Source organism: Emergencia timonensis (assembly GCF_900086585.1).
Taxonomy (GTDB): Bacteria; Bacillota; Clostridia; order Peptostreptococcales; family Anaerovoracaceae; genus Senimuribacter; species Senimuribacter timonensis.
Genome location: NZ_FLKM01000008.1, coordinates 81,766 through 103,341 on the forward strand (window position 1 = coordinate 81,766; position 21,576 = coordinate 103,341).

At 46.0% G+C, this 21,576-nt stretch carries 26 protein-coding genes, 1 tRNA gene, 1 pseudogene and 1 other annotated feature; all 28 genes and pseudogenes read right to left on the reverse strand.

Features of this window, described 5'->3' with window-relative positions; translation table 11 throughout:
- Nucleotides 1-55: 55 nt before the first annotated feature.
- The gene (rplJ, locus tag BN6539_RS01660; RefSeq protein WP_067532999.1) at nucleotides 56-562 is read right to left on the reverse strand and encodes a 50S ribosomal protein L10; all 507 of its coding nucleotides are present in this window, start codon (nucleotides 560-562) and stop codon (nucleotides 56-58) included.
- Nucleotides 563-610: 48 nt separating this feature from the next.
- Nucleotides 611-735: a sequence feature (ribosomal protein L10 leader region), on the reverse strand.
- A gap of 9 nt (nucleotides 736-744) precedes the next feature.
- Nucleotides 745-1,440, reverse strand: a complete 696-nt coding sequence (rplA, locus tag BN6539_RS01665) for a 50S ribosomal protein L1 (protein WP_067533002.1) — start codon at nucleotides 1,438-1,440, stop codon at nucleotides 745-747.
- Between the two features lie 85 nt (nucleotides 1,441-1,525).
- A complete protein-coding gene (gene rplK, locus BN6539_RS01670; RefSeq protein WP_067533006.1) occupies nucleotides 1,526-1,951 on the reverse strand; it encodes a 50S ribosomal protein L11 in 426 nt (141 codons plus the stop codon).
- A 27-nt stretch (nucleotides 1,952-1,978) separates the two neighbouring features.
- Complete coding sequence (nusG, locus tag BN6539_RS01675; protein ID WP_082907298.1) at nucleotides 1,979-2,554, reverse strand: transcription termination/antitermination protein NusG; 576 nt, start codon at nucleotides 2,552-2,554, stop codon at nucleotides 1,979-1,981.
- A gap of 21 nt (nucleotides 2,555-2,575) precedes the next feature.
- Complete coding sequence (secE, locus tag BN6539_RS01680; protein ID WP_067533009.1) at nucleotides 2,576-2,818, reverse strand: preprotein translocase subunit SecE; 243 nt, start codon at nucleotides 2,816-2,818, stop codon at nucleotides 2,576-2,578.
- Between the two features lie 12 nt (nucleotides 2,819-2,830).
- On the reverse strand, nucleotides 2,831-2,980 hold the full coding sequence (gene rpmG, locus BN6539_RS01685) for a 50S ribosomal protein L33 (protein ID WP_067533012.1): 150 nt from the start codon (nucleotides 2,978-2,980) through the stop codon (nucleotides 2,831-2,833).
- A 130-nt stretch (nucleotides 2,981-3,110) separates the two neighbouring features.
- The gene (locus tag BN6539_RS01690) at nucleotides 3,111-4,583 is read right to left on the reverse strand and encodes an LCP family protein (protein ID WP_067533015.1); all 1,473 of its coding nucleotides are present in this window, start codon (nucleotides 4,581-4,583) and stop codon (nucleotides 3,111-3,113) included.
- A 138-nt stretch (nucleotides 4,584-4,721) separates the two neighbouring features.
- Nucleotides 4,722-6,047: a hypothetical protein gene (locus BN6539_RS01695; protein ID WP_067533018.1), complete on the reverse strand. Its 1,326-nt coding sequence runs from the start codon at nucleotides 6,045-6,047 to the stop codon at nucleotides 4,722-4,724.
- A gap of 4 nt (nucleotides 6,048-6,051) precedes the next feature.
- Nucleotides 6,052-6,567, reverse strand: a complete 516-nt coding sequence (locus BN6539_RS01700) for an RNA polymerase sigma factor (protein ID WP_067533021.1) — start codon at nucleotides 6,565-6,567, stop codon at nucleotides 6,052-6,054.
- A gap of 809 nt (nucleotides 6,568-7,376) precedes the next feature.
- The gene (tuf, locus tag BN6539_RS01710) at nucleotides 7,377-8,570 is read right to left on the reverse strand and encodes an elongation factor Tu (RefSeq protein ID WP_067532960.1); all 1,194 of its coding nucleotides are present in this window, start codon (nucleotides 8,568-8,570) and stop codon (nucleotides 7,377-7,379) included.
- A gap of 41 nt (nucleotides 8,571-8,611) precedes the next feature.
- Nucleotides 8,612-8,688: transfer RNA gene (locus BN6539_RS01715), tRNA-Thr, on the reverse strand.
- Nucleotides 8,689-8,802: 114 nt separating this feature from the next.
- Nucleotides 8,803-9,312 (reverse strand): GNAT family N-acetyltransferase, encoded by a 510-nt coding sequence (locus tag BN6539_RS01720; RefSeq protein ID WP_067533026.1) that lies wholly within the window; start codon nucleotides 9,310-9,312, stop codon nucleotides 8,803-8,805.
- An 88-nt stretch (nucleotides 9,313-9,400) separates the two neighbouring features.
- The gene (gene sigH / locus BN6539_RS01725; RefSeq protein ID WP_067533029.1) at nucleotides 9,401-10,021 is read right to left on the reverse strand and encodes an RNA polymerase sporulation sigma factor SigH; all 621 of its coding nucleotides are present in this window, start codon (nucleotides 10,019-10,021) and stop codon (nucleotides 9,401-9,403) included.
- Entirely contained in the window at nucleotides 10,011-10,748 is a 738-nt protein-coding gene (gene rlmB / locus BN6539_RS01730) for a 23S rRNA (guanosine(2251)-2'-O)-methyltransferase RlmB (RefSeq protein ID WP_067537969.1), read from the reverse strand. The genes sigH and rlmB overlap by 11 nt, the downstream gene beginning before the upstream one ends.
- A gap of 153 nt (nucleotides 10,749-10,901) precedes the next feature.
- A complete protein-coding gene (locus BN6539_RS01735; RefSeq protein ID WP_067533032.1) occupies nucleotides 10,902-11,390 on the reverse strand; it encodes a dihydrofolate reductase in 489 nt (162 codons plus the stop codon).
- Between the two features lie 81 nt (nucleotides 11,391-11,471).
- Nucleotides 11,472-12,302 carry a thymidylate synthase gene (gene thyA / locus BN6539_RS01740; RefSeq protein ID WP_067533035.1) on the reverse strand — a complete coding sequence of 277 codons (831 nt, stop codon included), beginning with the start codon at nucleotides 12,300-12,302 and terminating at the stop codon, nucleotides 11,472-11,474.
- A 5-nt stretch (nucleotides 12,303-12,307) separates the two neighbouring features.
- Nucleotides 12,308-12,697, reverse strand: a complete 390-nt coding sequence (locus tag BN6539_RS01745) for a Mini-ribonuclease 3 (protein ID WP_067533038.1) — start codon at nucleotides 12,695-12,697, stop codon at nucleotides 12,308-12,310.
- Nucleotide 12,698: 1 nt separating this feature from the next.
- On the reverse strand, nucleotides 12,699-14,099 hold the full coding sequence (gene cysS / locus BN6539_RS01750; protein WP_067533041.1) for a cysteine--tRNA ligase: 1,401 nt from the start codon (nucleotides 14,097-14,099) through the stop codon (nucleotides 12,699-12,701).
- Entirely contained in the window at nucleotides 14,086-14,757 is a 672-nt protein-coding gene (cysE, locus tag BN6539_RS01755; protein ID WP_067533044.1) for a serine O-acetyltransferase, read from the reverse strand. The genes cysS and cysE overlap by 14 nt, the downstream gene beginning before the upstream one ends.
- A 74-nt stretch (nucleotides 14,758-14,831) precedes the next feature.
- A complete protein-coding gene (locus BN6539_RS01760) occupies nucleotides 14,832-15,308 on the reverse strand; it encodes a peptidylprolyl isomerase (protein WP_067533047.1) in 477 nt (158 codons plus the stop codon).
- A gap of 3 nt (nucleotides 15,309-15,311) precedes the next feature.
- On the reverse strand, nucleotides 15,312-15,776 hold the full coding sequence (locus BN6539_RS01765) for an NUDIX domain-containing protein (RefSeq protein WP_067533050.1): 465 nt from the start codon (nucleotides 15,774-15,776) through the stop codon (nucleotides 15,312-15,314).
- Nucleotides 15,767-16,291: a chromate transporter gene (locus BN6539_RS01770; RefSeq protein WP_067533053.1), complete on the reverse strand. Its 525-nt coding sequence runs from the start codon at nucleotides 16,289-16,291 to the stop codon at nucleotides 15,767-15,769. Before BN6539_RS01770 ends, BN6539_RS01765 begins: the two co-directional genes overlap by 10 nt.
- Complete coding sequence (locus tag BN6539_RS01775; RefSeq protein WP_067533056.1) at nucleotides 16,288-16,875, reverse strand: chromate transporter; 588 nt, start codon at nucleotides 16,873-16,875, stop codon at nucleotides 16,288-16,290. The genes BN6539_RS01770 and BN6539_RS01775 overlap by 4 nt, the downstream gene beginning before the upstream one ends.
- A 1-nt stretch (nucleotide 16,876) precedes the next feature.
- Nucleotides 16,877-17,485, reverse strand: a complete 609-nt coding sequence (locus BN6539_RS01780) for a trimeric intracellular cation channel family protein (RefSeq protein WP_082907300.1) — start codon at nucleotides 17,483-17,485, stop codon at nucleotides 16,877-16,879.
- Nucleotides 17,486-17,505: 20 nt separating this feature from the next.
- Nucleotides 17,506-19,236, reverse strand: coding sequence for a proline--tRNA ligase (locus tag BN6539_RS01785; protein WP_067533059.1), 1,731 nt, complete (start codon nucleotides 19,234-19,236; stop codon nucleotides 17,506-17,508).
- 28 nt (nucleotides 19,237-19,264) lie between these two features.
- Complete coding sequence (gene ispF, locus BN6539_RS23295; RefSeq protein WP_227142497.1) at nucleotides 19,265-19,741, reverse strand: 2-C-methyl-D-erythritol 2,4-cyclodiphosphate synthase; 477 nt, start codon at nucleotides 19,739-19,741, stop codon at nucleotides 19,265-19,267.
- 9 nt (nucleotides 19,742-19,750) lie between these two features.
- A pseudogene (gene ispD, locus BN6539_RS23300) lies at nucleotides 19,751-20,404 on the reverse strand (2-C-methyl-D-erythritol 4-phosphate cytidylyltransferase); the annotation flags it as partial.
- Between the two features lies 1 nt (nucleotide 20,405).
- On the reverse strand, nucleotides 20,406-21,524 hold the full coding sequence (locus tag BN6539_RS01795; protein ID WP_067533065.1) for a PIN/TRAM domain-containing protein: 1,119 nt from the start codon (nucleotides 21,522-21,524) through the stop codon (nucleotides 20,406-20,408).
- Between the last annotated feature and the right edge of the window lie 52 nt (nucleotides 21,525-21,576).

A 21,576-nucleotide genomic window follows, 5' to 3' on the forward strand; every position in this document is an offset into this window, starting at 1 on the left:
CTGGGCGGCAAATAAATGCAGCCAACAATGTGACAGACGGAAATGGCAAACCGGCTTACGCCTCTGCACCATCCTGCTGATCATCAGCAATAGCCTGCAGAGTTCTTACGAACTTGCTGACTGGTGACTGGATGCTGCCCATGAACTTCGCGATGAGTACATCTCTTGAAGGGATATCGGCAATCTGCTCAATACCTGCCTTATCATAGTAAGTGCCTTCAACGACACCTGCTTTGAATTCCATTTTTTTGTACTCTTTGATTATTCCATTTAAGGTTCTTGCTGGAGCTGTGGCGTCTTCTGTACTAATTGCGACAGCGCTCGGTCCGTCAAGTACCTCTGCTAGAGGAGCATAATCTGTTCCTTCGATGGCTCTCTTGATTAAAGTGTTCTTGTAAACAGTATAATCAACATTTGCTTCACGAAGCTTTTTTCTCATCGCGTCAGCCTCTGCAACTGTAATTCCCATGTAGTCGATTACAACTGCTGACTGCGCGTTTTCTAGCTTACCTTTTATTTCGTCAATGATTACTTGCTTTTGCTGTTTTGCTTCTACTGACATAATCTGTTCTCCTTTCTGTAAATTGCGTCAGGGCAATCTACGAATCTGGTACTCAATAAAATAACCCCGTCACGGTAGACAGGGTCAATATCTATATATTGTACCTCGGCGGGGAATTAAGCCTTGCGCTTTCGCGCTGCACCCGCTGTCTACGGTTAAATCTCAAAGTTATAAAGTTTTTGTTAGCCAATCAGCGCTGGATTAACCTTTACTCCAGGACCCATTGTTGACGCAAGCGTAACGCTCTTCAGATACTGACCTTTTGCAGTAGCAGGCTTTGCTTTTACGATTGCTTCCATCAAAGCTTTGAAGTTCTCTTCTAACTTTTCTGGACCGAATGAGCTCTTTCCGATTGGTGTATGGATGATGTTCTGCTTGTCAAGACGATACTCAACTTTACCAGCTTTGATATCGGCTAACGCTTTTTCAAGATCCATCGTTACAGTTCCTGATTTAGGGTTTGGCATCAATCCCTTAGGTCCTAATATCTTACCCAGTCTTCCGACAACACCCATCATGTCCGGTGTAGCGACTACTACATCAAAGTCGAACCAGTTCTCAGACTGAATTCTCTGAGCCATGTCTTCAGCTCCTACGTAGTCAGCGCCAGCCTTCTCAGCCTCTTCAGCTTTAGGGCCTTTCGCAAATACTAAAACCTTTACACTCTTACCAGTTCCGTGCGGAAGTACAATTGCACCTCTAACCTGCTGGTCTGCGTGTCTTCCATCTACGCCAAGTCTAACGTGTGCTTCTACAGTTTCGTCAAACTTCGCTCTTGAAGTCTCACAAACTAATTTCATAGCTTCTGTTACTTCGTGCAGCTGTGACTTATCGAATTTTTCAGCTGCTGCTTTGTAATTCTTGCCTCTCTTTGGCATATCTTTCTACCTCCTCGTGGTATTAGCGACGTCGTCCCGCTCTCTCTTTAGATCAGTTATCGCGGGCGGGCAGTCTCCCATCTCATTAGTCTTCAACAACGATTCCCATGCTTCTTGCAGTTCCCTTGATCATGTCTGTAGCTGCTTCAAGTGTTGCTGCGTTTAAGTCTGGCATCTTTGTCTTAGCAATTTCTTCTACCTGCGCATAAGTCAGAGTAGCAACTTTCTTTTTGTTTGGTTCTCCAGAAGCCGCATCTAATCCTGCTGCCTTCTTCAGTAAAACTGCTGCTGGCGGTGTCTTGCATACAAATGTAAATGATCTGTCTGCATAAACAGTGATTACTACTGGAATAATCATACCAGGCTGGTCCTGAGTCTTAGCATTGAACTGCTTACAGAAGTCCATGATGTTAACACCCTTCTGACCTAGTGCAGGTCCAACTGGAGGTGCTGGAGTAGCATTACCGGCTGCTATCTGAAGTTTGATATAACCTTCAACTTTCTTAGCCATTGTTCTTCTCCTTTCTCTATAGATTGACTATAGTTTATCTACCTGACCGAATTCTAATTCTACAGGCGTATCTCTACCGAACATCGAAACTTTGACCGTCAGTACCTGTTTCTCTTTGTTAATTTCGAGAACCTCTCCCATGAAGCTCTCAAAAGGACCGCTGATTACACGTACTGTATCTCCAGTTTCAACATCCAGATCGATGTAAACTTTTTCGATTCCCATTCTAGCCACTTCTTCATCTGTCAGAGGAATCGGTTCGGAGCCATGACCTACGAACCCGGTAACACCCTGCGTATTTCTTACGAGGTACCAGGATTCATTGGTAACAATCATCTTTATAATTACATAACCGGGAAACATTTTCCTGGTCTTTATCTTACGCTGACCGTCTTTAATTTCGACTCTGTCTTCTGTCGGCACGATGATGTCCAAAATCAAATCCTGCATGCCACGGTTCTCAACCATCTTTTCGATATTCACTTTTACTTTGTTTTCGTGACCCGAATAAGTATGAACTACATACCACTTGGCCTGGCCATCACCTCGAATACCCTCTCCTTCTAATGGAGATAACGTATTGTTGTTTTCAATATCAGACATTTTCCGTACCTTCTTCTTTAATTAGTTTAGTTTGATATCCAGCACTTCTCTTAAAACTGCCAAGAAGCCTGTATCAATCAGCCAGAATCCCAGTGCGAATACAGCGCATGTCGCAATTACAACAGCTGTAAAAGATCCCAATTCTTTTTTTGTAGGCCATACAACTTTGCTCATCTCGAGCTTGATGCCTTTGAAGTATTCTTTGGCACCGCCGCCCTTTTTCGCTTTCGCTGTGGCTTTCTTTACTTGGTCTTTGTTTGCCATAAAAATTTCTCCTTATTTTGTCTCTTTGTGAAGAGTCTCTTTCTTGCAGAATTTGCAATACTTCTTAAGTTCGATACGATCAGGATCATTTTTCTTGTTCTTCATCGTATTGTAATTTCTCTGCTTGCAATCAGTGCATGCTAATGTAACTTTTACTCTCATTTGATTGTCCTCCGTTTTTAAACTCAAAATTCAGAGCCGGAGTGACCCAGCTCTGTCATAATAATCATAAAGTTGCCTATTAAGTGTACCAAAGCAGCCTGTCAATGTCAATGATTTTTTAACTTTCTTATTATTTTTTTTCACCTTCCATGACGGCTACGATTTTGTCCACGGCAGAGATCACACTTTTTTGATCTACGTCTACGACGGCCACATAATAATCACCTGTTGAAAAACAGATTTTACTGTCCGGCGTACCGGTGATGCTCTGTTTTTGAATATTCCAGGACGGCATACCGTCCATCTGCATCTTGATCAGTTTCTGCATGTCTTTCTGAGACATATTGATTTCAACATTATCCTCCACAGCATTGAGGAGACTGGTGTACTTTGTCAGAATGGTAGTACTGGACAACGCCTTCTTTAAGACCCCTTCTAATACGATCTGCTGATTTTTATTCCTTTGGAAATCCCCGTCGCTAAAAGATTTTCTTTCCCGGGCAAAGGCTAAGGCCATCGAACCATCCAAATGATTTTCACCCTCGTTAAATGCATAATATACGCCCATTCCGTGGGTAGTGAAAGCGTAGTCCGAATTGATATCGATACCGCCGATAGCGTCGACCATCTTGGTTACCGTCGTATAGTTCACTTTCACATAGTAGTTGATGTCGATTCCCATCAGCTGTTCTACAGAGGCTATGGTCTCTTCAATTCCGTAGAGCCCCGTATGAGTCAGCTTGTCCAGCACATTTTGTTTGCTTGGCAGCTTAATCTCATAATCTCTCGGTATGGAAGTCAGGAGCACCTTGTGGGTTTTCGGATTGACAGTTACAATCATATTCACGTCGGATCGCGAAACCGTGCTGATACTGCCTTCCGTATCCAGCCCACTGATATACACGTTGAAAGGCTCTTCCGTCACATTTACATCTTTTACGATATCTTTTGTCTCTTTCTCCACCTCCACGGTGTATATAATTTTAGTATCACTTCTGAAATTTTTCTTCTCGCTGCAAATCGTCGTGTAATGGGCTTCACTGACGAATATCGTATCATAACTCTGATCGATGAGCCCGTCGGCAAGTTCAGATAAACTTTCGGTCATCTCGTATTTGACATCAACTACCTCTTTCAGTTTGTTTTTAGCTTCTGAGTAGTTGAGTTCATTGCTGAGATAAGTCTGTACCGTTTTCCCTTTAATGCTGTTTTCGTCTTTGTAATCGCTGTCTTTTCTCGCTACGACATAATACTCTTCCATCTGCACGCCAATTTTGGTAATCTTAGAAAAGAAATCAATCGTGCCGCTCATATAGACAATGCCCGCGCCGTAAGCCAGCATCAGCAGTATGGAAAGCACCAATGAGATGATCTTCCGCGACTTCTTAAAGTTTCTAAAAAACATAGCCGGAAAAATAATCAAAAGGAGGACCGCTATGATCCCAATAGCCATACAAAGGTATTTGAATGGCAGCAAATCCATATAAACCAGAATACCAGCAAAAGCAATTGTCACTAGTAAATATAGTATAGACCATACTTTTGTAAACTTATGCAGACTGCTGCTCTCTTTATTTTTCTTATGATGTTTATCACTTCTCATATTATCCTCTTAATTTTTATTTTATTGAGTCAACTGACTGTAACTATGACATTTTACTATTTATGTAGAATTTTGTCGATAGTTCTGAAGAAAAATTAAGATTTTGGAGGCTTACATTTTTGTAAGCCTCCCCGCCGATTATTTGAATTTGAACCTGAATACATCCACTGCATCGCCGCAATTCACAGCAGTTATTTCAGCAATTACAGAAACCCTTTTGCCATTTTTCTTTATCACGGTTATTTCTATTTCCAGATTTTTCATCTTCTGCAGTTCTGCAATTCCGCGCAAAGTTTCCTCTGGATACATCTTTTCTGTCAAAAGGGAATGATTGATTTGAATTGTTTTAGCGGCGTTTTCATAATGCCAAGCCCGATAGATACCCTCAGAGCTGTCCAATCCCATATGACGCCGGGAATCCTTATTATTCATTTCCGCCCTCAGTCGTTCATATTCCTTTTTTGTGATTCTTTCCGCCTCCAAAAGCTTCCCTGCGCTGGCGGTTAACTGCACCGATTTGATGCCGTCCCCCTTTAGGAAGATATTGATCGGATATTCAGATTCTCCTTCCGTAACGACCCCCATCTCATCTTTGATCATAAAAGTGACACCCTGTTTTTTTACACTGTCCACTTCCAGCGACAGTGTATCATCATTGGCATCGTCGCCCTGCCGTCTCGCTTCCTTCTCGGCAATCCACTTCTCCGCAGCCTTTTGATTGACTTTGTTCTGATCCGCCTCGATTTCAAAGAGCAGGTTCACTTTTTCATAATCTTTGTTTTCCGATATGGTTCCCGTCTTCTCACTGTAATGAAAAAGTGCTCTCGACGGCAGAAAACTATCTTCCATTACTGCGATATACATCTTTCGATAGCCAAACATCTCTATATCAGTCCAGTCTGCAATGCAGTAAAGCACGCCGTCTACAATCTGTTTCTCCCATTTATTGTCAAAGGCTGCCGCATTCCAACGCATTGGGTCAAATCCCTCGATCAGTGGTGAAACCGAAATACCTGGTTCGTCATAGTCCTCTATCGGTTTCCCATCACTGCGCTGCACGGCCAACGCCACGTAATTTCGCTTCGCAGCATCCTCAGCGTTAAGATCAAATGCATCTAGCTGTCCCCCTGATACCATCCCCAAAAGGCTCACTGTATAGTCTCCGTCAGTTTTTGTGACAATGTCTGTCGTCTCCTTATCAAAGACTTTTGCCAGTTCCTCTCGTTCCATGAGCAAAGCGGCATCGGCGGGGCTCAGCAGCCTAAACGCGGCGTATACGCCAGCTGGGACAGCCAGCACCAATATCAGGAGCAAAACAATCAGCCGCCTGCCTGCCCATCTTTTACTAGTGTGCGTCCGATTTTGTGCAGCCAGTGCCCTTGTTTTCTCTGCCCAGGACTCCGGTGTTCTTGCATTTCCTCGTAGTGCTACGTTAAACAGCTTTTCTTGTTTCTTTTCGTCCATCTTCTCAATCCTCCAATCCTTTTCGGAGCATCCCCCTGATTTTGTAAAGGCGGCTTTTTACCGTACCTTGAGGAAGTTTTACGATTCTCGCAATCTCTTTAATCGGCATGGATTCGCCATAATAGAGAGAAGCTATCATCTTATACGACGGGGCCAGCTCCTGCAAATTCTCTCTTACTCGTACAATCTGCTCCTTTTCAATAAAGCTGTCCTCTATACTTTTTTCGTCCATAGCGACCGCTTCCAAGATATCGCTTTCTCGATCAAACCCTCTGGCTTCTGGCGCAATTTCCTTATGTCTGGCCTTTTTCCGCCGATTGTTTTTTTCCAGTTTTATGGCGATTCCAATCAGATAGCTTTTCTTATTTTCTGCCGCCATCACTTTGGCTTCGATTTCCATCGCTTTCAAAAACGTATCCTGAAACAGATCCTCCGCCTCATAGAGGTTATCCGCTATATTGCAGCAGAAACGATAGATACAGTCGCTGTACTCTTCAAATAGTTTTTCAAAATCGTTCATCCCGTCCTCCTCCCAGATTATAAAGGCCTTCACTTATATAGTGTCCTCACAAACGATTTGGTTCATTAAAATCACGAAGTAATATGTGCTCACATATAGAAGGAGTGCCCTATCCGTTACGCAGAAATCACCAAAAATGCCTAAACGGTTAAGCAGCACTGCACTCAGACAGGCCCTGCTGCGTAATTCTACCTTCCCATGCCTGCCCCGGTTACGCAGAAATGTGCCAAATGGCCAAAATCGTTAAGCAGTGGGAGCGGCAGCACTCTCGCTTGCGTAACCGGCTCCTCCCCATCTGAGGTCAGTTACGCAGAATCATCCTAAAATCGGATTCCCGTTAAGCAGGCGCCCCGTGGGGAAGCCCTGCTGCGTAACTGCTCACGCACCGTTACGGCCTGCTGCATCACCCTGGTTCCGCCCACAACAAAACCCGCGGTTTCCCGCGGGTTTCCTATTGTTATTATATTACCAGAAATACGCAGAAAAATCAGTCCGTGGCTAGGCGCAAGGGCTTTGCGTCCCGGAGCGTACACGGGGTACGTGGCGGTAAAACGCACCAAATCACAGATTTGGGAGTTTCTCGCATGAGGCCTGCCATCGATTTGCACCTACAAATCGGGCTAGGGCTTCAAGGAAATGAAAAGCCCGCAGCAACAACGCCACGGGCTGATTCAGCAAGTATGGCCGTAGAGTGCCACGCGCTGAAGCGCTGCACTCCTCGCGGGGGACCTGCCTGCAATCTGACTGCACATCAAAACAGGGACGCACATGCGTCCCTGTTGATGTTTGTCATATCGGGCTAGGTCTCCCTATTCGATGATCTCAGTTACTACGCCGGATCCGACTGTTCTTCCGCCTTCTCTGATGGCGAATCTCAGCCCTTCCTCGATAGCGATCGGTGTGATCAGCGCGATCTCCATCACTACGTTGTCTCCAGGCATGCACATCTCTGTGCCTTCCGGTAACTGCAGGTCTCCTGTTACGTCTGTCGTTCTGAAGTAGAACTGCGGTCTGTATCCGTTGAAGAACGGCGTATGTCTTCCGCCTTCTTCTTTCTTCAGTACGTATACCTGTCCCTTGAACTTTGTATGCGGATGGATGGTTCCTGGTTTTGCCAGTACCTGTCCTCTTTCGATCTCATCCCTCTGCACGCCTCTCAGCAGTGCTCCGATGTTATCTCCTGTCTCTGCTTCGTCTAACAGCTTTCTGAACATTTCCAGCCCTGTTACGACTACGCTTCTCTTCTCTTCTGAAAGTCCGATGATCTCTACTTCTTCTCCTACCTTCAGCACGCCTCTCTCGACTCTTCCTGTCGCTACGGTTCCTCTTCCTGTGATGGAGAATACGTCCTCTACAGGCATCAGGAACGGCTTGTCGTTTGCTCTCTCAGGTTCAGGGATGTATGCGTCGATCTCCTCGAACAGCTCGACGATCTTGTCTCCCCATTCTCCTGCAGGATCTTCCAGTGCCTTCAGCGCGGAACCTCTGATGATCGGTGTGTCGTCTCCAGGGAATTCATACTCGGAAAGCAGCTCCCTTACTTCCATCTCTACCAGGTCCAGCAGTTCCTCGTCATCTACCATGTCGCACTTGTTCAGGAATACCACGATGTACGGTACGCCTACCTGTCTTGACAGCAGGATGTGCTCCCTTGTCTGCGGCATCGGTCCGTCCGTTGCTGCTACTACCAGGATCGCTCCGTCCATCTGGGCTGCTCCTGTGATCATGTTCTTTACATAGTCGGCATGTCCCGGGCAGTCTACGTGGGCATAGTGTCTGTTCGGTGTCTCATATTCTACGTGGGCTGTGGAGATGGTGATTCCTCTTTCCTTCTCTTCCGGTGCCTTGTCGATCTGGTCGAAGGCTACCTTCTCTCCCAGTTCATATCTCTGATACAGTGTCGTCGTGATCGCTGCTGTCAGAGTTGTCTTTCCGTGGTCTACGTGACCGATTGTTCCGATATTGATATGCGGTTTGTTTCTCTCGAATTTTTGCTTTGCCATTTTTGCGTTTCTCCTTTAAATAAATAACAAATTAAATTTTTTGGAGCTGTTGAGCAGACTCGAACTGCCGAACCTCTTCCTTACCAAGGAAGTGCTCTACCAACTGAGCTACAACAGCCTGTCACATCTTTAGTAATCGTACTATATTTTTCACAGATTGTCAACAATTTGAAGTCATCAATCCGTAGATATTTTGTGATATTTTTATGAAAAAATACGGCTTCCGCCGTATTTATCTAAAAAACGCCTCATATTCCCTTCGTAACATGGAATAAATAATCTGATCCAGATAGCCTCTTTCTGCTTTATAGTTCTGACGCAGCACCCCATCTCGATGCATACCCAGGCTCTCATAAAGTTTGATCCCGATTAAATTGTCAGGATATACGTCCAGCCAGAAGCGGTTCGTCTCCGTTTCCTCAAAAGCGAATTTCAGCAGCGCCTCCATGGCTTCTCTGCCAAATCCGACGGCCTTCTCAGAAATTGCAATTCGTCTCAGTTCGAAAATAAACGACTTGAAGTCCAACCTGATCAAGGCATATCCTACCACAGCATCGTCCTCTTTCCGTCTAAAAACCAGCAGAAGATGATTTGGATCTGCAATCTCCGCTACATGCTCCTCATAAGTGCCAATCCACAAATAATCCCGATTTTCCGGATGGGACTCCAGCATGATAATTGTATCAATATCCTTCTCACAGGCCTCTGTTATAACCAATCTTTTTGTTTCTATATCTTTCATGAGCGCACCTCCTAATACGTCCTATCATATCACAGTCCGCCTCACCTGTATCCAGCCAATCTCACGAAAAGTCACCCAACCAAAACCGTCATATTTCGAGATAGCTCTGTATCTTCTTCTTAATTCTCTGCATTGCATTATCGACTGTTTTCGTCGGTCTGCGCAGCCTAAAAGCGATTTCCCTGTAAGTCTTTCCTTTCAGCATCTCATTCCAGACCTTATTCTCAAAGGGGCTGAAGATATCCTGCTCATTGGCTTTGAGATAATCAACAACCTCCTTCATCAGCATCATACTGACCGGATCTGTCTCCGGACTGGTTGCCGCTAATTTTTCTGAGAGAGATTGAATCTCATCACTGTCAGTTTCTTCTCCCGCGCTGAGAGATACCGACTCATTCAAAATCTGGTGTTTTTGCCGATTTGCATGTTTGATCGCCGTTATAATTTGTCGGTTCACACAGAGCTCTGCAAAGGTTCGAAAGGATGCTTCGCTCTCTTCATCAAAGTCACGAATCGCTTTGAAAATGCCAATCATCCCTTCCTGAATGACGTCCTCATTATCTCCTCCGGCAATAAAATAAGTCTTTGATTTGATCTTCGCCAGTTCCTTGTATTTATCAATTAAATACTCGTAAGCCGTGCTGCTGCCTTCCTGGGCCATTTTCACGATGGACTCATCAGAAAGCAGATTCAGTTCCTTATTTTCCATCTCTCTGTTTTCTTACCTCATACATCAAAATCGCCGCCGCGTTGGATGCGTTTAATGATGTTATTTTTCCAACCATAGGCATGGATACGATATAGTCACACTTTTTTCTGACCAGTTGGCTGATACCAGTACCCTCACTGCCGATTACCAGAGCAATTTTGCCAGTCAGGTCCTGATTGTAATAATTTACGCCGCCCATATCGCAGGCCGCAATCCACATACCGTCTTCCTTCAGTCGGTCAATCGTCTGTCCGATGTTGGAGACTTTTACACATGGAAGATATTCAATTGCGCCTGCCGAAGCTTTGGCGACTACCTCCGTCAATCCGCAGGAGCGTCGCTTTGGAATAATAAGGCCGTGCGCTCCAGCACACTCGGCCGTTCTCATGATGGCGCCTAAGTTGTGCGGGTCTTCTAAATTGTCCAAAATGATGATAAAGGGTTCCTCACCTTTTGCTTTGGCCAAGGCGTAAATATCTTCAAGTTCTGCATAACTGTATGCAGAAGCATATGCGACGACCCCCTGATGATTTCCGCCGGCAGCAATCCTGTCGAGAGTGATTTTATCACTCTGATAAATAGGAATCTGCTTATCCTTTGCCATACCGATAATCTTCGTAATAGAACCTTCTGCCCCCTTCCCAATCAAAAGCTTTTCAATTTCTCTATCGTTCTTCAGGGCTTCAATCACAGGATTTCTGCCGATAATGACATTCTCTGAAATCATTTCCTCAAATGCCGCAGGCGCCTCCTGCCTCACAGTCCTTGCCGGTCTAACCGGCCGCTGGCTTCGTTCTTCTGCTCTTGGAACATAACGTTTCCCCTTGCGTCCGTTAATTTCTTCCCAGTTTCTCTTGTTTTTTTTCTTTTCTGCCATAGCTTACTTTCTCCTATATTCAAAAAACTGATAGCGGATACCTTTTTCTTCCTGCACCTCGCTTTGCCATACCACTTCAAATTCGGCCATCTCGTCTAAGTTCACAAACCAGGTATCTGCCTCGAATTTCTCATAGATCTTTGTTATGTAGCATGTGTCGCATTTGGACAAAAAATCCCTGTAAACCTTGCCGCCTCCAATAATAAAGACATCATCACTATGATAGCGGTTCAAAGCTTTGTCCAGCTCACTCTCAGAGTGTGCGACCAAAACCCCCTGGGGGCTGTAATCCTCTCTGCTGGTTAAAACGATGTTATCTCTGCCCGGCAATGGTTTGCCGCCAGGCAGGCTTTCCAAAGTCGGCCGTCCCATCACTACGGTCTTTCCCTTCGTTCGCTCTTTAAAGTACTTCAAATCACCAGGGATGTGACAGAGCAGACCTCCGTTCTTTCCAATGGCCCAATTTTCATCTGCTGCAAGTATGAGTTTCATCTATCCGTCCTTTCTATCCTTCCTGCTTTCATGGCTCCTGCCCCAAAAGTTATCAAGGTTAACTTTTGCGCGTCAGCGCCCTTATATGGCTATCGGTATATTTTTAATCTGCGGGTTTTTCTGGTAGTTCTCGATCACCAGATCGTCTGTCGTAAAATCGTAGAAGTCCTTTATATCCGGATTCAGTCTGAATTTCGGCGCCGGATACTGGGGCCGCTCTATCAGTTCTTCAATAATCGGGATGTGTTTATCGTAAATATGAGCGTCAGCAATGACGTGAACCAACTGGCCCGGTTCAAATCCACACACCTGTGCCAACATATGTACCAAAACAGAATACTGCACCACATTCCAGTTATTAGCCGCCAAAATATCCTGAGAGCGCTGGTTTAAAATCGCGTTCAGCTTGTTCCCTGTCACATTAAAGGTCATACTGTAGGCACACGGTTCCAATCCCATTTCCATCAAGTCACTGAAGTTGTAGATATTAGTCATAATCCGTCTCGATTGAGGTGTATTTTTGAGCTGCCAGATGACGTTATCCACCTGGTCCATCTCGCCCTGCTTAAACCTATAGTTCACACCCAGCTGATAACCATAGGCTTTGCCGATGGAGCCATTTTCGTCGGCCCATTCATCCCAAATGCGGCTCTTCAGGTCTTTGATGTTGTTGGATTTTTTCTGCCAAATCCAAAGCATCTCATCAACTGCCGATTTAATAGCAGTTGGACGCAGGGTCAAAGCAGGAAACTCATCCTGCAGATTGTAGCGGTTAACTACACCGAAAGTCTTAATCGTATAAGCCGGAGAGCCGTCTTCCCACCTAGCACGAACCTCCTGGCCTTCGGTAGAAAATCCGTGATCCAAAATCTCACGGCACATATTCACAAATAATCCGTCTGCTTTACTCATCGCTATCACTCCTCAATTCTCTTCAATGCTTCAAGTACCACTTCTTCAAGACGCTGCGCCTGTCCGTCTAAATAGAGAAATCCCATCAACGCTTCAAAAGCCGTGGCTAACTTATACGTCACCGCATCGGCACTTCTGGCTTTTGAGGCCGTTTTTCGGTTCCGCGCCCGCTTAATAAGGCCGACTTCTTCTTCTGACAGAAAGTCCGCCATCAAAGATTTGACAGCTTTTGCCTGTCCCGCGGCGCAAACGTATTTGATGGCCGCCTTGTGCAACCTGTCCGCATTTTGCTGTCCGCTGTCCATTACATATTTTCTTGCATATATTTCATAAACGGCATCGCCTAAAAAAGCCAATGCCGTTGTATTAATTTCCCTTGGATTCAATTTTTCCATATTATTCTTTTATGATCTGCACACCCTGCGGCGTATCCTTCAAAGTAATACCTTTTTCTTTTAACAGGTCTCTGATTTCGTCAGCTCTGGCAAAGTTCTTCGCCTTCCTGGCTTCCTGTCTCTCATCAACCAGCTTTTGAATTTCCGGGTCCACTCCCTCGTCAGCTTTGCCCTGCAGCAGTCCCAGAACATCAGCAAATTCCATCAAAGTCTTCAGAGACTTCTGAGCGAATTCCTTTGTGGCCCCGTCTTTGACTGCGGTGTTGATCGCCGTAATCAATTCAAATACGGCACTGATCGCATCTGCTGTGTTGAGGTCGTCGTCCATCACTCTGATGAAGTCCTGGCGATACTTGTCATAACCGGCCAGCTGTTCTTTTTCGCTGTCTGTCATGGTCCCGTCCGTACCTGCAGTGGTCAGGTATACCAGGTTTTCCTTGCAGTTTTCCATTCTGGCAAGACCATTTTTCGCCTGATCCATCAAAGCGTCGCTGAAATTGATTGGACTTCTGTAATGGCCTGACAGCAGGAAGAATCGGATCACTTCGCCGTCATACTCCTTCAAGATATCTCTTACGGTAAAGAAGTTGCCCTTTGATTTTGACATCTTCTCGTTATCTATGGTAATATAGCCGTTATGCATCCAATAGTGGGCAAAAGGCGAACCATTGCAGCACTCTGACTGAGCGATTTCGTTTTCATGATGCGGAAACTGCAGATCCTGCCCGCCGGCATGAATGTCGATGGTCTCCCCTAGGTGTTTCTTAGACATGGCCGAGCATTCGATATGCCAGCCTGGTCTTCCCATTCCCCAAGGAGATTCCCAGGCGATCTCATCCTCTGTCTTTCTCGCCTTCCAGAGAGCAAAGTCGAGAGGGTCCTGTTTTACCTCGCCAACTGCAATTCTTGCGCCTGACTCCAAATCGTCAATATTCTGTTTAGACAGTTTGCCGTATTCAGGAAACTTTCTGGTGGAGAAATACACATCGCCGTCGGCTTCATAGGCATAACCTTTTTCCACCAAAGTCTCAACGAACTTGACGATATCCTGGATGTGTTCTGATACCTTCGGGTGGACGTCAGCTTTTCTCACATTAAGCGCCGCTGCATCTTTGTAGTATTCTTCAATATACTTCTCTGATACTTCCGGAGCAGTGCTTCCTTCTTCTCTGGCCTTGTTGATAATCTTGTCGTCAACGTCGGTAAAGTTCTGGACAAATTTTACCTTATTTCCTCTGTATTCCATATACTTTCTCAAAGTGTCGAATACGACAAAGGGTCTCGCGTTGCCTATATGAAAGAAATTATATACGGTAGGGCCACAGACATAGATAGAAACTTCCCCTTCTTTAATCGGTTTGAATTCCTCTTTTTTTCTAGTCAGTGTGTTATATATTTTCATCTTCATTCCCTTTCTGGTTTTGCTTATTTAACTGATTGAGCTTGTTCTCCAGCATAACAATTCTTCTGCGCAGACATTCCAGCTCAGTAGCGACAGGGTCCGGCAGGTTAACCTGGTTTAAGTCCGCTGTGCTTTCCCCGTATCTTTTAACGATCTTCCCCGGAATACCTACGACAGTACATCCCGGTGGAATTTCATTGAGCACGATGGAGCCCGCACCGATTTTCACATCGTCGCCGACCTTAAACGGACCGAGGACTCTCGCCCCGGAACTGACAATCACTCTGTTCCCGATGGTAGGATGCCGCTTTCCAGTATCTTTTCCCGTGCCGCCCAAAGTGACACCCTGATACAGGGTTACATCGTCGCCGATTTCGGTCGTCTCGCCGATGACCACCGCCATCCCGTGGTCGATAAAACACCTGCGGCCGATGGTCGCACCTGGATGAATTTCTACACCAGTCAGCCATCTGGCGAACTGTGAAATAATTCTGGCAAGCAGTTTTACTTTGTGTTTATACAGAGAATGGGCCGGTTTATGGAAAATAAGCGCCCAAACACCCGGATAACACAGCAAAACCTCTATGCTGTTTCTTGCTGCCGGGTCTTTTTTGAGTACTGTCTGAATATCTTCGTGAACGTCCCTAAAGAATGCCATCTCGATTCATCCTTTCATAGATAAAAAATTAGTGCTGTATTTATACCCAAAATTTCCCGCTTCACGCAAATAAATTATTCAACTGTCACAGTTTTTATAACGACTGGTTTAATTGGATCGTCCATTCTGCCTCGCGGAACGTTGGCGATTTCAAGAGCTACCTCGACACCCTCCGTAATCTTTCCAAATGCGGCATATTCGCCGTCCAGGTGTGGTGCATCTGCAACCATAACGAAGAACTGGGAGCCTGCTGAATCCGGAACCATAGTTCTAGCCATGGACAAAACGCCAGTTGTGTGCTTCAGGTCGTTCTTCACGCCATTGGAGTTGAATTCCCCTTTGATGGTGTATCCCGGGCCGCCCGTGCCGTTGCCTTGCGGGCATCCGCCCTGAATCATGAAACCTGGAATCACTCTGTGGAAGGTCAGTCCATCATAGAATCCATCTTTCGCTAACTTTTCAAAATTTTCTACTGTGATCGGCGCGATGTCTTCATATAATTCACCTGTCATAACGCCGCCGTTTTCCATTTCAATGATTACTTTTTTCATTTTTTATTCTCCTTTGTATCTCAATTTATAATAGGTCATTCCATTGTGTTCCTCTTCAAGTATACCCCAAATCTCATCATTAAAAAACTTCGGGTATACGTGCTCCAACTGTCCGATTTCATCTCTGGACAGAAACTTGACTTCCCGCAGTACCTGTTTGCCTTCCTCCAGCTCTGGATCACTGCCCAAAGCCAGTTCTCCGCCTACGATCTTTCCGATCATATAATTGACAAACCGCTGTCCCCGCTCTGGAGAAACCTCTTCAATATGCCATGCGACACCGTGAATTTCAACGTCGAGGCCCGTCTCTTCCTTGCTTTCCCTTACCGCAGCTTCGATGGAGTTTTCCCCTTCTTCAATGCCGCCGCCGGGCACCATCCAGATATCGCGGTTCTCGTGATGCTGCTTCACCATCAAAATTTTGCCCTCTTCGTTCTGCAGTACAACTCTTACGCCACCTACCCACATAATATTGCTCCTATCACGCCCGCGGCAACGACAATTGCAATCGGGCTTACTTTAAATTTTCCTACAAGGATGACGGTTCCCAAAGTGATCAGACATGGCACCAGGCTGATCGTTTCAAAGGCGCTCTGTCCCATAAAAATCACTGCGGCGCCGATGAGGCCTACCGTTACCGGCCTGATACCTGCAAAAGCACCTTCAATGGCCTTGCTCTCCTTAAATTTGCTGATAAAGTAGCATGCCAAGGTAACAAGGAGAAAGGAAGGCATAGCAACACCAAGGGTGGCAGCAAAAGCGCCGGCATAACCTGCGCAGTTAAATCCAACATAGGTTGCCGCATTGACGGCCATAGGGCCAGGCGTCACCTGGGATATGGCTACGAGATTGGAGAACTCATCGGCTGACATGAGCCCAAAGGACTGCGCTCCCTGATAAATCATAGGAAGCATGGCCATTCCCCCTCCAAACCCGAAAACGCCGATCTTGGCAAATACTAAAAACAGTTTCAGGTAAATCACTGGGATTCACCTCCGTTTCCATTCTTTTTCTCTTTGACTGCAGTATAAATCAAGCCTGCAAGAATGCCGGCCACGATAGCCCATACCGCATTGACGCTAAAGACCGCAATGGCTACAAAAGACAGCAGCGCAAGAACCCACTGAAAAGGTCCTTTCAGGACCTGTCTGCCGACTTTATAGGCAGAATATGCGATCAGTCCTGTGGCAGCGGCTTTGATGCCTGCCAGGGCCCCGTTTACATATCGGTTCTCGCCAATACCAGCGAGAACTTTGATGACCAGAATGATGATGATAAAGCTGGGCAGGATGACGCCGATGGTGGCGACGATCGCACCCAGTATGCCTTTCTTTGTCTGCCCGATATAGGTCGCCATATTGATTGCGATGACGCCAGGCAAGCCCTGACTGACTGCGATGCAGTCCACAGCTTCTTCCTCGGTCATCCACTTCTTTTTATCTACGACGATATCTTGAATCAGAGGGATCATAGCCATCCCTCCTCCTATTGTAAACAGTCCTAACTTAAAGAAGGTCCAAAAAAGCTGTAAAAACAGATTGTTTTTTACTTTTTCTAATTTACTCATTCTAATCCAGCTTCACTTTTCCTAAATGCAAATTTTTGAATATCGCTACCAGTCTGATTACCAGCGTCACACCAAAGCAGACGTACATAGCCAAACCAGTGCCAATATATTTATATGATACAGCAAAGGCGATTGCCCCTAAAATCGACGCCACTGCGTAAACTTCTCGTCTGAAGCAGCGAGGGATTTCCTGTACAAAGACATCCCGCAAAACGCCTCCAAAGGTGCCCGTCAGCACCGCCAGGGCTATGATGACATAAATATCCCCGTGTCCGCTGCGGACCGCGACCTGCGAACCGATGGCGGTAAATGCCGCCAAACCGAAACCGTCAGCTACCGATACCAGATGAGAGATCTTGTCGATCTTTTTATAAAAAAAGATGACCGCAGCTGCCGTCAGCAAACTGACGATGGCATACATGGGATTAGCCAGGGATGCCGGCAGGCTTTGGTTAATCAAGACGTCTCTGATGATGCCTCCTCCGATAGCGGTAATGATTGCCATAAAACAAATGCCATAGTAGTCAAGCTCCCTTTCGATGGCAACCACCGCCCCTGACACAGCAAAGGCGACGGTTCCGATCCATTCCATTACAGTTATAAAATCCACGTTTTCCTCCTGTAGATGGACTATTTCTCATTGGCGACAATCTCGATTGCTCTGGAAATTGCCTCTTCAATGGTGATTTCTTCTTTGTCCGCATCTCTTCTCAGCTTGTATTCCACCTTGCCTTCTCCGGCCAGCTTTCCAACGGTGATTCTCACAGGAATGCCCAGAAGATCGGCGTCCTTGAACTTGACGCCAGGTCTCTCTTTTCGATCGTCGAGAAGGACTTCCACTCTGGCATCCGCAAGGGACTGGTAGATTTTCTCTGCGACGGTGGCCTGCACCTCATCGTCCGGCTTCACCAAGGTGATAATCACATGGTAAGGCGCCACTGACATCGGCCAGATGATGCCGTTATCGTCGTGATGCTGTTCTACTACAGCCGCCAGGGTTCTCGTCACGCCGATGCCGTAACAGCCCATAACGATAGGTTGTTCTTTCTGATTCTCATCCACGTACATAGCACCCATGGATTCGGAATACTTTGTTCCCAATTTGAAGACCTGTCCCACTTCGATGCCTCTGGCATGCTTGACAGGCGCGCCGCAGATTGGACAAGGATCTCCTTCCTGCAGCACCTTCAGGTCAGTCATAATATCCGCTTTGTAATCTCTTCCATAATTGACGTTAATCAGATGGTGGTCTTCCTTACATGCGCCTGCGCACATATTCTTAAGACCTGGCAGCTCGCTGTCCACTACGATGGTACAGTCGTGCAGTCCGCACGGTCCGGTAAATCCTCCCACGCAGCCCGTTGCCGCTGCCATTTTCTCCTCGTCGGCAAACTCGATAGCATGTTCTGGAATATCCAGAGCATTGATCAGCTTGGTCATGTTCAACTCTCTGTCGCCCCTTACAAAGGCTGCCACGTAACCGTTTTCATTGCCCTCCTCGTCATAGGTGACGAAGAGCAGGGCTTTGATGGTCTGTTTTTTATCCAGGTTCAAGAAACCAGCAACTTCTTCTATGGTCTTTGTACCAGGCGTATGCACCTCTTCCATGGCAAGTTCAGATACGTCTGTCTGCGGCGCCGCATCGACACATTCTGCTCTTTCAGTCGTAGCTGCCATAGAACACTTCTCGCAATATGCGATTTCGCTCTCGCCGACCTCTGATATCGCCGTGAACTCGTGAGAATTGCTGCCGCCGATTGCACCTGAATCAGCTTCTACCGGTCTGCATGCAAGGCCGCATCTCTTAAAAATCCGGTCATATGCCTCGTACATCTCCTGATAACTCTGGTCAAGGCCTGCGTTGTCCTTGTCAAAAGAATAGGCGTCTTTCATGATGAATTCTCTGCTTCTCATCAGTCCGAATCTCGGTCTGGCTTCATCCCTATACTTCGTCTGAATTTGATACAGATTCATCGGCAGCTGCCGATAAGAGGAGATGTCGTTTCTGACGATATCTGTAAAAATCTCCTCGTGAGTCGGTCCCAGACAAAAGTCTCTGCCATTTCGGTCCTTCAGTCTCCACAGTTCAGGACCATAAGCGTACCATCTGCCTGACTCTTCCCATAGTTCAGCAGGCTGAACGGCAGACATGTGAATTTCTTGTGCGCCCGTAGCGTCCATTTCCTGCCTTACGATATCTTCAATTTTTCTTACGGATCTCCAGCCCAGCGGCATGAAGCCATATACGCCGGATACTAATTTCCTGATCATTCCCGTTCTAAGCAACAGGATGTGACTTGGGATTTCCGCTTCGTTCGGAACCTCCCTAAGGGTTTTGATATGCATCTTCGATAGTCTCATTTATGTTCTTTTCCTCTCTAATGTAGAATTATCGCGTTAGGAGACAGACCGCCTCTGCCGCTATTCCTTCGCCTCTGCCGGTAAAACCCAGCTTCTCTGTAGTGGTCGCTTTGATGCTGACTTTATCAATGGATACGTTTAAGACCTGTGCGATATTGCCTCGCATCTCATCGATATAGCCAGCGAGTCTGGGTCGTTGACAGATGACAGTAATGTCGGCATTTCCCAGGGAATATCCGGCGGCAGAAACGGCTTGTCCTGTCCTCGCCAAAAGCTCCAAGCTGGAGATATCCTTATAGCTGTCATCATTATCGGGAAAAAGGATTCCGATGTCCCCCAGCGCCGACGCGCCCAGCATGGCATCCATCAAAGCATGGAGCAGCACGTCTGCGTCTGAATGACCCAAAAGGCCTTTCTCAAAGGGAATCTCCACGCCGCCTAATATCAGTTTTCGATTTTCTGTCAGTCTGTGAACGTCAAACCCCGTTCCAATCCTGTTTTCCACGGTTAAATCCTCCGGCGTCGTAATTTTAATATTGCTGTTCTCTCCTTCGACAATGCAAACCTCCTGGCCGATACGTTCGACCAGACCTGCATCGTCAGTGCCATAAAATCCATCGCAGTAGGCTGTTTCAAAAGCCTTCTTCAGTATTGAGAATCTGAAAGCCTGAGGTGTCTGCACGCACCAGAGCTTACTTCTGTCCAAAGTCCCTGCATCAATCTGTCTAATTGTATCTTTAGGCTGTACTGCTGCTACAGCAGCGCCATTGACAGCAGCGCTCTCCGCCACTCGCCTGATCAAATCTCCACTGACGTAGGGGCGCACACCGTCGTGAATCAACACCAGCGAATCGTCCACTGCCCCCATATGCTCTAAGTATCTGACCGCTTCATAGACGGAGTCCTGTCTTTCTCGTCCACCGCAGATAATATAAATTTTCTCCTCGTTTAGCTGCTTATGAAAAAATTGGCAGCAAAGTTCTTGATAGTCTTCTGCTGTCACAATTATAATTTTATCTATAATGGATGAAGTTTCAAATTTTTTCACAGTGGTTTCCAGGATCGTCTTACCGCCAATTTTTAGAAATTGTTTGGGCAATGAAGCTGCCATCCGTTTGCCAGACCCTGCAGCTCCAATAATTCCATATACTTTTTTATCATATAACATATTAATTGTTCTTCAGCCTTCCAAAGATCATCCTTCCTGCCGAGGTCTGCAATACGCTGGTCACGTTAATGTTAGTCGTCTTGCCGATCATCTTTCTGCCATCCTCTACAACAATCATCGTTCCATCATCTAAATAAGCGATAGCTTGACTATTGTCCTTTCCCTGTTTTACCAGGCTGACAGTCATCTGCTCTCCCGGCAGCACTACCGGTTTCAAGGTATTTGCCAGTTCGTTAATATTGAGCACACTGACGCCATTGATCGCAGCAACCTTGTTCAGATTAAAGTCATTGGTTACAACTTTTCCATTCATAAGTTGTGCCAGTTTCAGGAGCTTGACGTCGACCTCAGGAATTTCTCTCAGCGATTTCTCATTGTCTGTATTGTATATTTCAATTCCGTAATCGCTCTGAATTTTGTTGAGGATGTCCAGCCCTCTTCTGCCCCTCGTTCTTTTAAGGGAGTCGGAAGAATCGGCGATATGACGCAATTCCACCAGAACAAATTCGGGGATTACAATGGGCCCTTCCAAAAAACCGGTCTTCATGATCTCTGCAATTCTGCCATCAATGATGACACTGGTATCAAAGATCTTAGGCACGCCTTCTGCCTTTTTCTTTGTTTTTGAAAAAATCGGCTCTTGCTGCACATTCTGTTTTTTATTAGCCACAATCATGCTGATCATCTCTTTGCCCTTCTTAGTGGCAATGACGACCCCCAAATAACCCAATACCAGATAAGTGATGATTGTTATCACAGTATAGAGGTATCTGTTGCTGATGCTGACATAAATCTGCGTAATCAGCAGTGCTATTAAAAGGCCTGTAATCAGGCCGATGACGCCGACGAACAAATCGTTAGCTGAAACGCCCCTGAGATCGTCTTCTATGTTATCAGCGACTTTTGCACTCTGTCTGCTGATTGCCGGTGTCAATCTGAAAAATATAATTCCAAAGATAATTGCAAAAACGATACCGATGCCAATCTGCTGCCCCTGGGTAAAGGTTCCGTTGATATCAACGCCGCTCTTTATGAGCCAGTAACCTATCAGCTGAAATACACCGTATCCAATGATTGCACCTAAAATAGTAACAACAATTCTAAGCATTTTCTTAAGCATAATCTCTCCTCCTTTCCTTTATTCAGTCATAGATAAATGGTAGTTCATCCTT

Bases quoted from the DNA above. Each gene is read 5' to 3' on its own strand.
- BN6539_RS01720 (WP_067533026.1), bottom strand. From the start codon at position 9,312: ATGAAAGATATAGAAACAAAAAGATTGGTTATAACAGAGGCCTGTGAG.
- rpmG (WP_067533012.1), bottom strand. From the start codon at position 2,980: ATGAGAGTAAAAGTTACATTAGCATGCACTGATTGCAAGCAGAGAAAT.
- BN6539_RS01735 (WP_067533032.1), bottom strand. From the start codon at position 11,390: ATGAAACTCATACTTGCAGCAGATGAAAATTGGGCCATTGGAAAGAAC.
- tuf (WP_067532960.1), bottom strand. From the start codon at position 8,570: ATGGCAAAGCAAAAATTCGAGAGAAACAAACCGCATATCAATATCGGA.
- BN6539_RS01775 (WP_067533056.1), bottom strand. From the start codon at position 16,875: ATGAGTAAATTAGAAAAAGTAAAAAACAATCTGTTTTTACAGCTTTTT.
- nusG (WP_082907298.1), bottom strand. From the start codon at position 2,554: ATGTCTGATATTGAAAACAACAATACGTTATCTCCATTAGAAGGAGAG.
- BN6539_RS01760 (WP_067533047.1), bottom strand. From the start codon at position 15,308: ATGAAAAAAGTAATCATTGAAATGGAAAACGGCGGCGTTATGACAGGT.
- BN6539_RS01690 (WP_067533015.1), bottom strand. From the start codon at position 4,583: ATGAGAAGTGATAAACATCATAAGAAAAATAAAGAGAGCAGCAGTCTG.
- BN6539_RS01700 (WP_067533021.1), bottom strand. From the start codon at position 6,567: ATGAACGATTTTGAAAAACTATTTGAAGAGTACAGCGACTGTATCTAT.
- BN6539_RS01695 (WP_067533018.1), bottom strand. From the start codon at position 6,047: ATGGACGAAAAGAAACAAGAAAAGCTGTTTAACGTAGCACTACGAGGA.
- BN6539_RS01795 (WP_067533065.1), bottom strand. From the start codon at position 21,524: ATGCTTAAGAAAATGCTTAGAATTGTTGTTACTATTTTAGGTGCAATC.
- sigH (WP_067533029.1), bottom strand. From the start codon at position 10,021: ATGGAAAATAAGGAACTGAATCTGCTTTCTGATGAGTCCATCGTGAAA.
- BN6539_RS01785 (WP_067533059.1), bottom strand. From the start codon at position 19,236: ATGAGACTATCGAAGATGCATATCAAAACCCTTAGGGAGGTTCCGAAC.
- rplJ (WP_067532999.1), bottom strand. From the start codon at position 562: ATGTCAGTAGAAGCAAAACAGCAAAAGCAAGTAATCATTGACGAAATA.
- rplK (WP_067533006.1), bottom strand. From the start codon at position 1,951: ATGGCTAAGAAAGTTGAAGGTTATATCAAACTTCAGATAGCAGCCGGT.
- rlmB (WP_067537969.1), bottom strand. From the start codon at position 10,748: ATGATTTCAGAGAATGTCATTATCGGCAGAAATCCTGTGATTGAAGCC.
- BN6539_RS01765 (WP_067533050.1), bottom strand. From the start codon at position 15,776: ATGTGGGTAGGTGGCGTAAGAGTTGTACTGCAGAACGAAGAGGGCAAA.
- thyA (WP_067533035.1), bottom strand. From the start codon at position 12,302: ATGAGTAAAGCAGACGGATTATTTGTGAATATGTGCCGTGAGATTTTG.
- rplA (WP_067533002.1), bottom strand. From the start codon at position 1,440: ATGCCAAAGAGAGGCAAGAATTACAAAGCAGCAGCTGAAAAATTCGAT.
- cysE (WP_067533044.1), bottom strand. From the start codon at position 14,757: ATGGCATTCTTTAGGGACGTTCACGAAGATATTCAGACAGTACTCAAA.
- cysS (WP_067533041.1), bottom strand. From the start codon at position 14,099: ATGAAAATATATAACACACTGACTAGAAAAAAAGAGGAATTCAAACCG.
- BN6539_RS01745 (WP_067533038.1), bottom strand. From the start codon at position 12,697: ATGGAAAAATTGAATCCAAGGGAAATTAATACAACGGCATTGGCTTTT.
- secE (WP_067533009.1), bottom strand. From the start codon at position 2,818: ATGGCAAACAAAGACCAAGTAAAGAAAGCCACAGCGAAAGCGAAAAAG.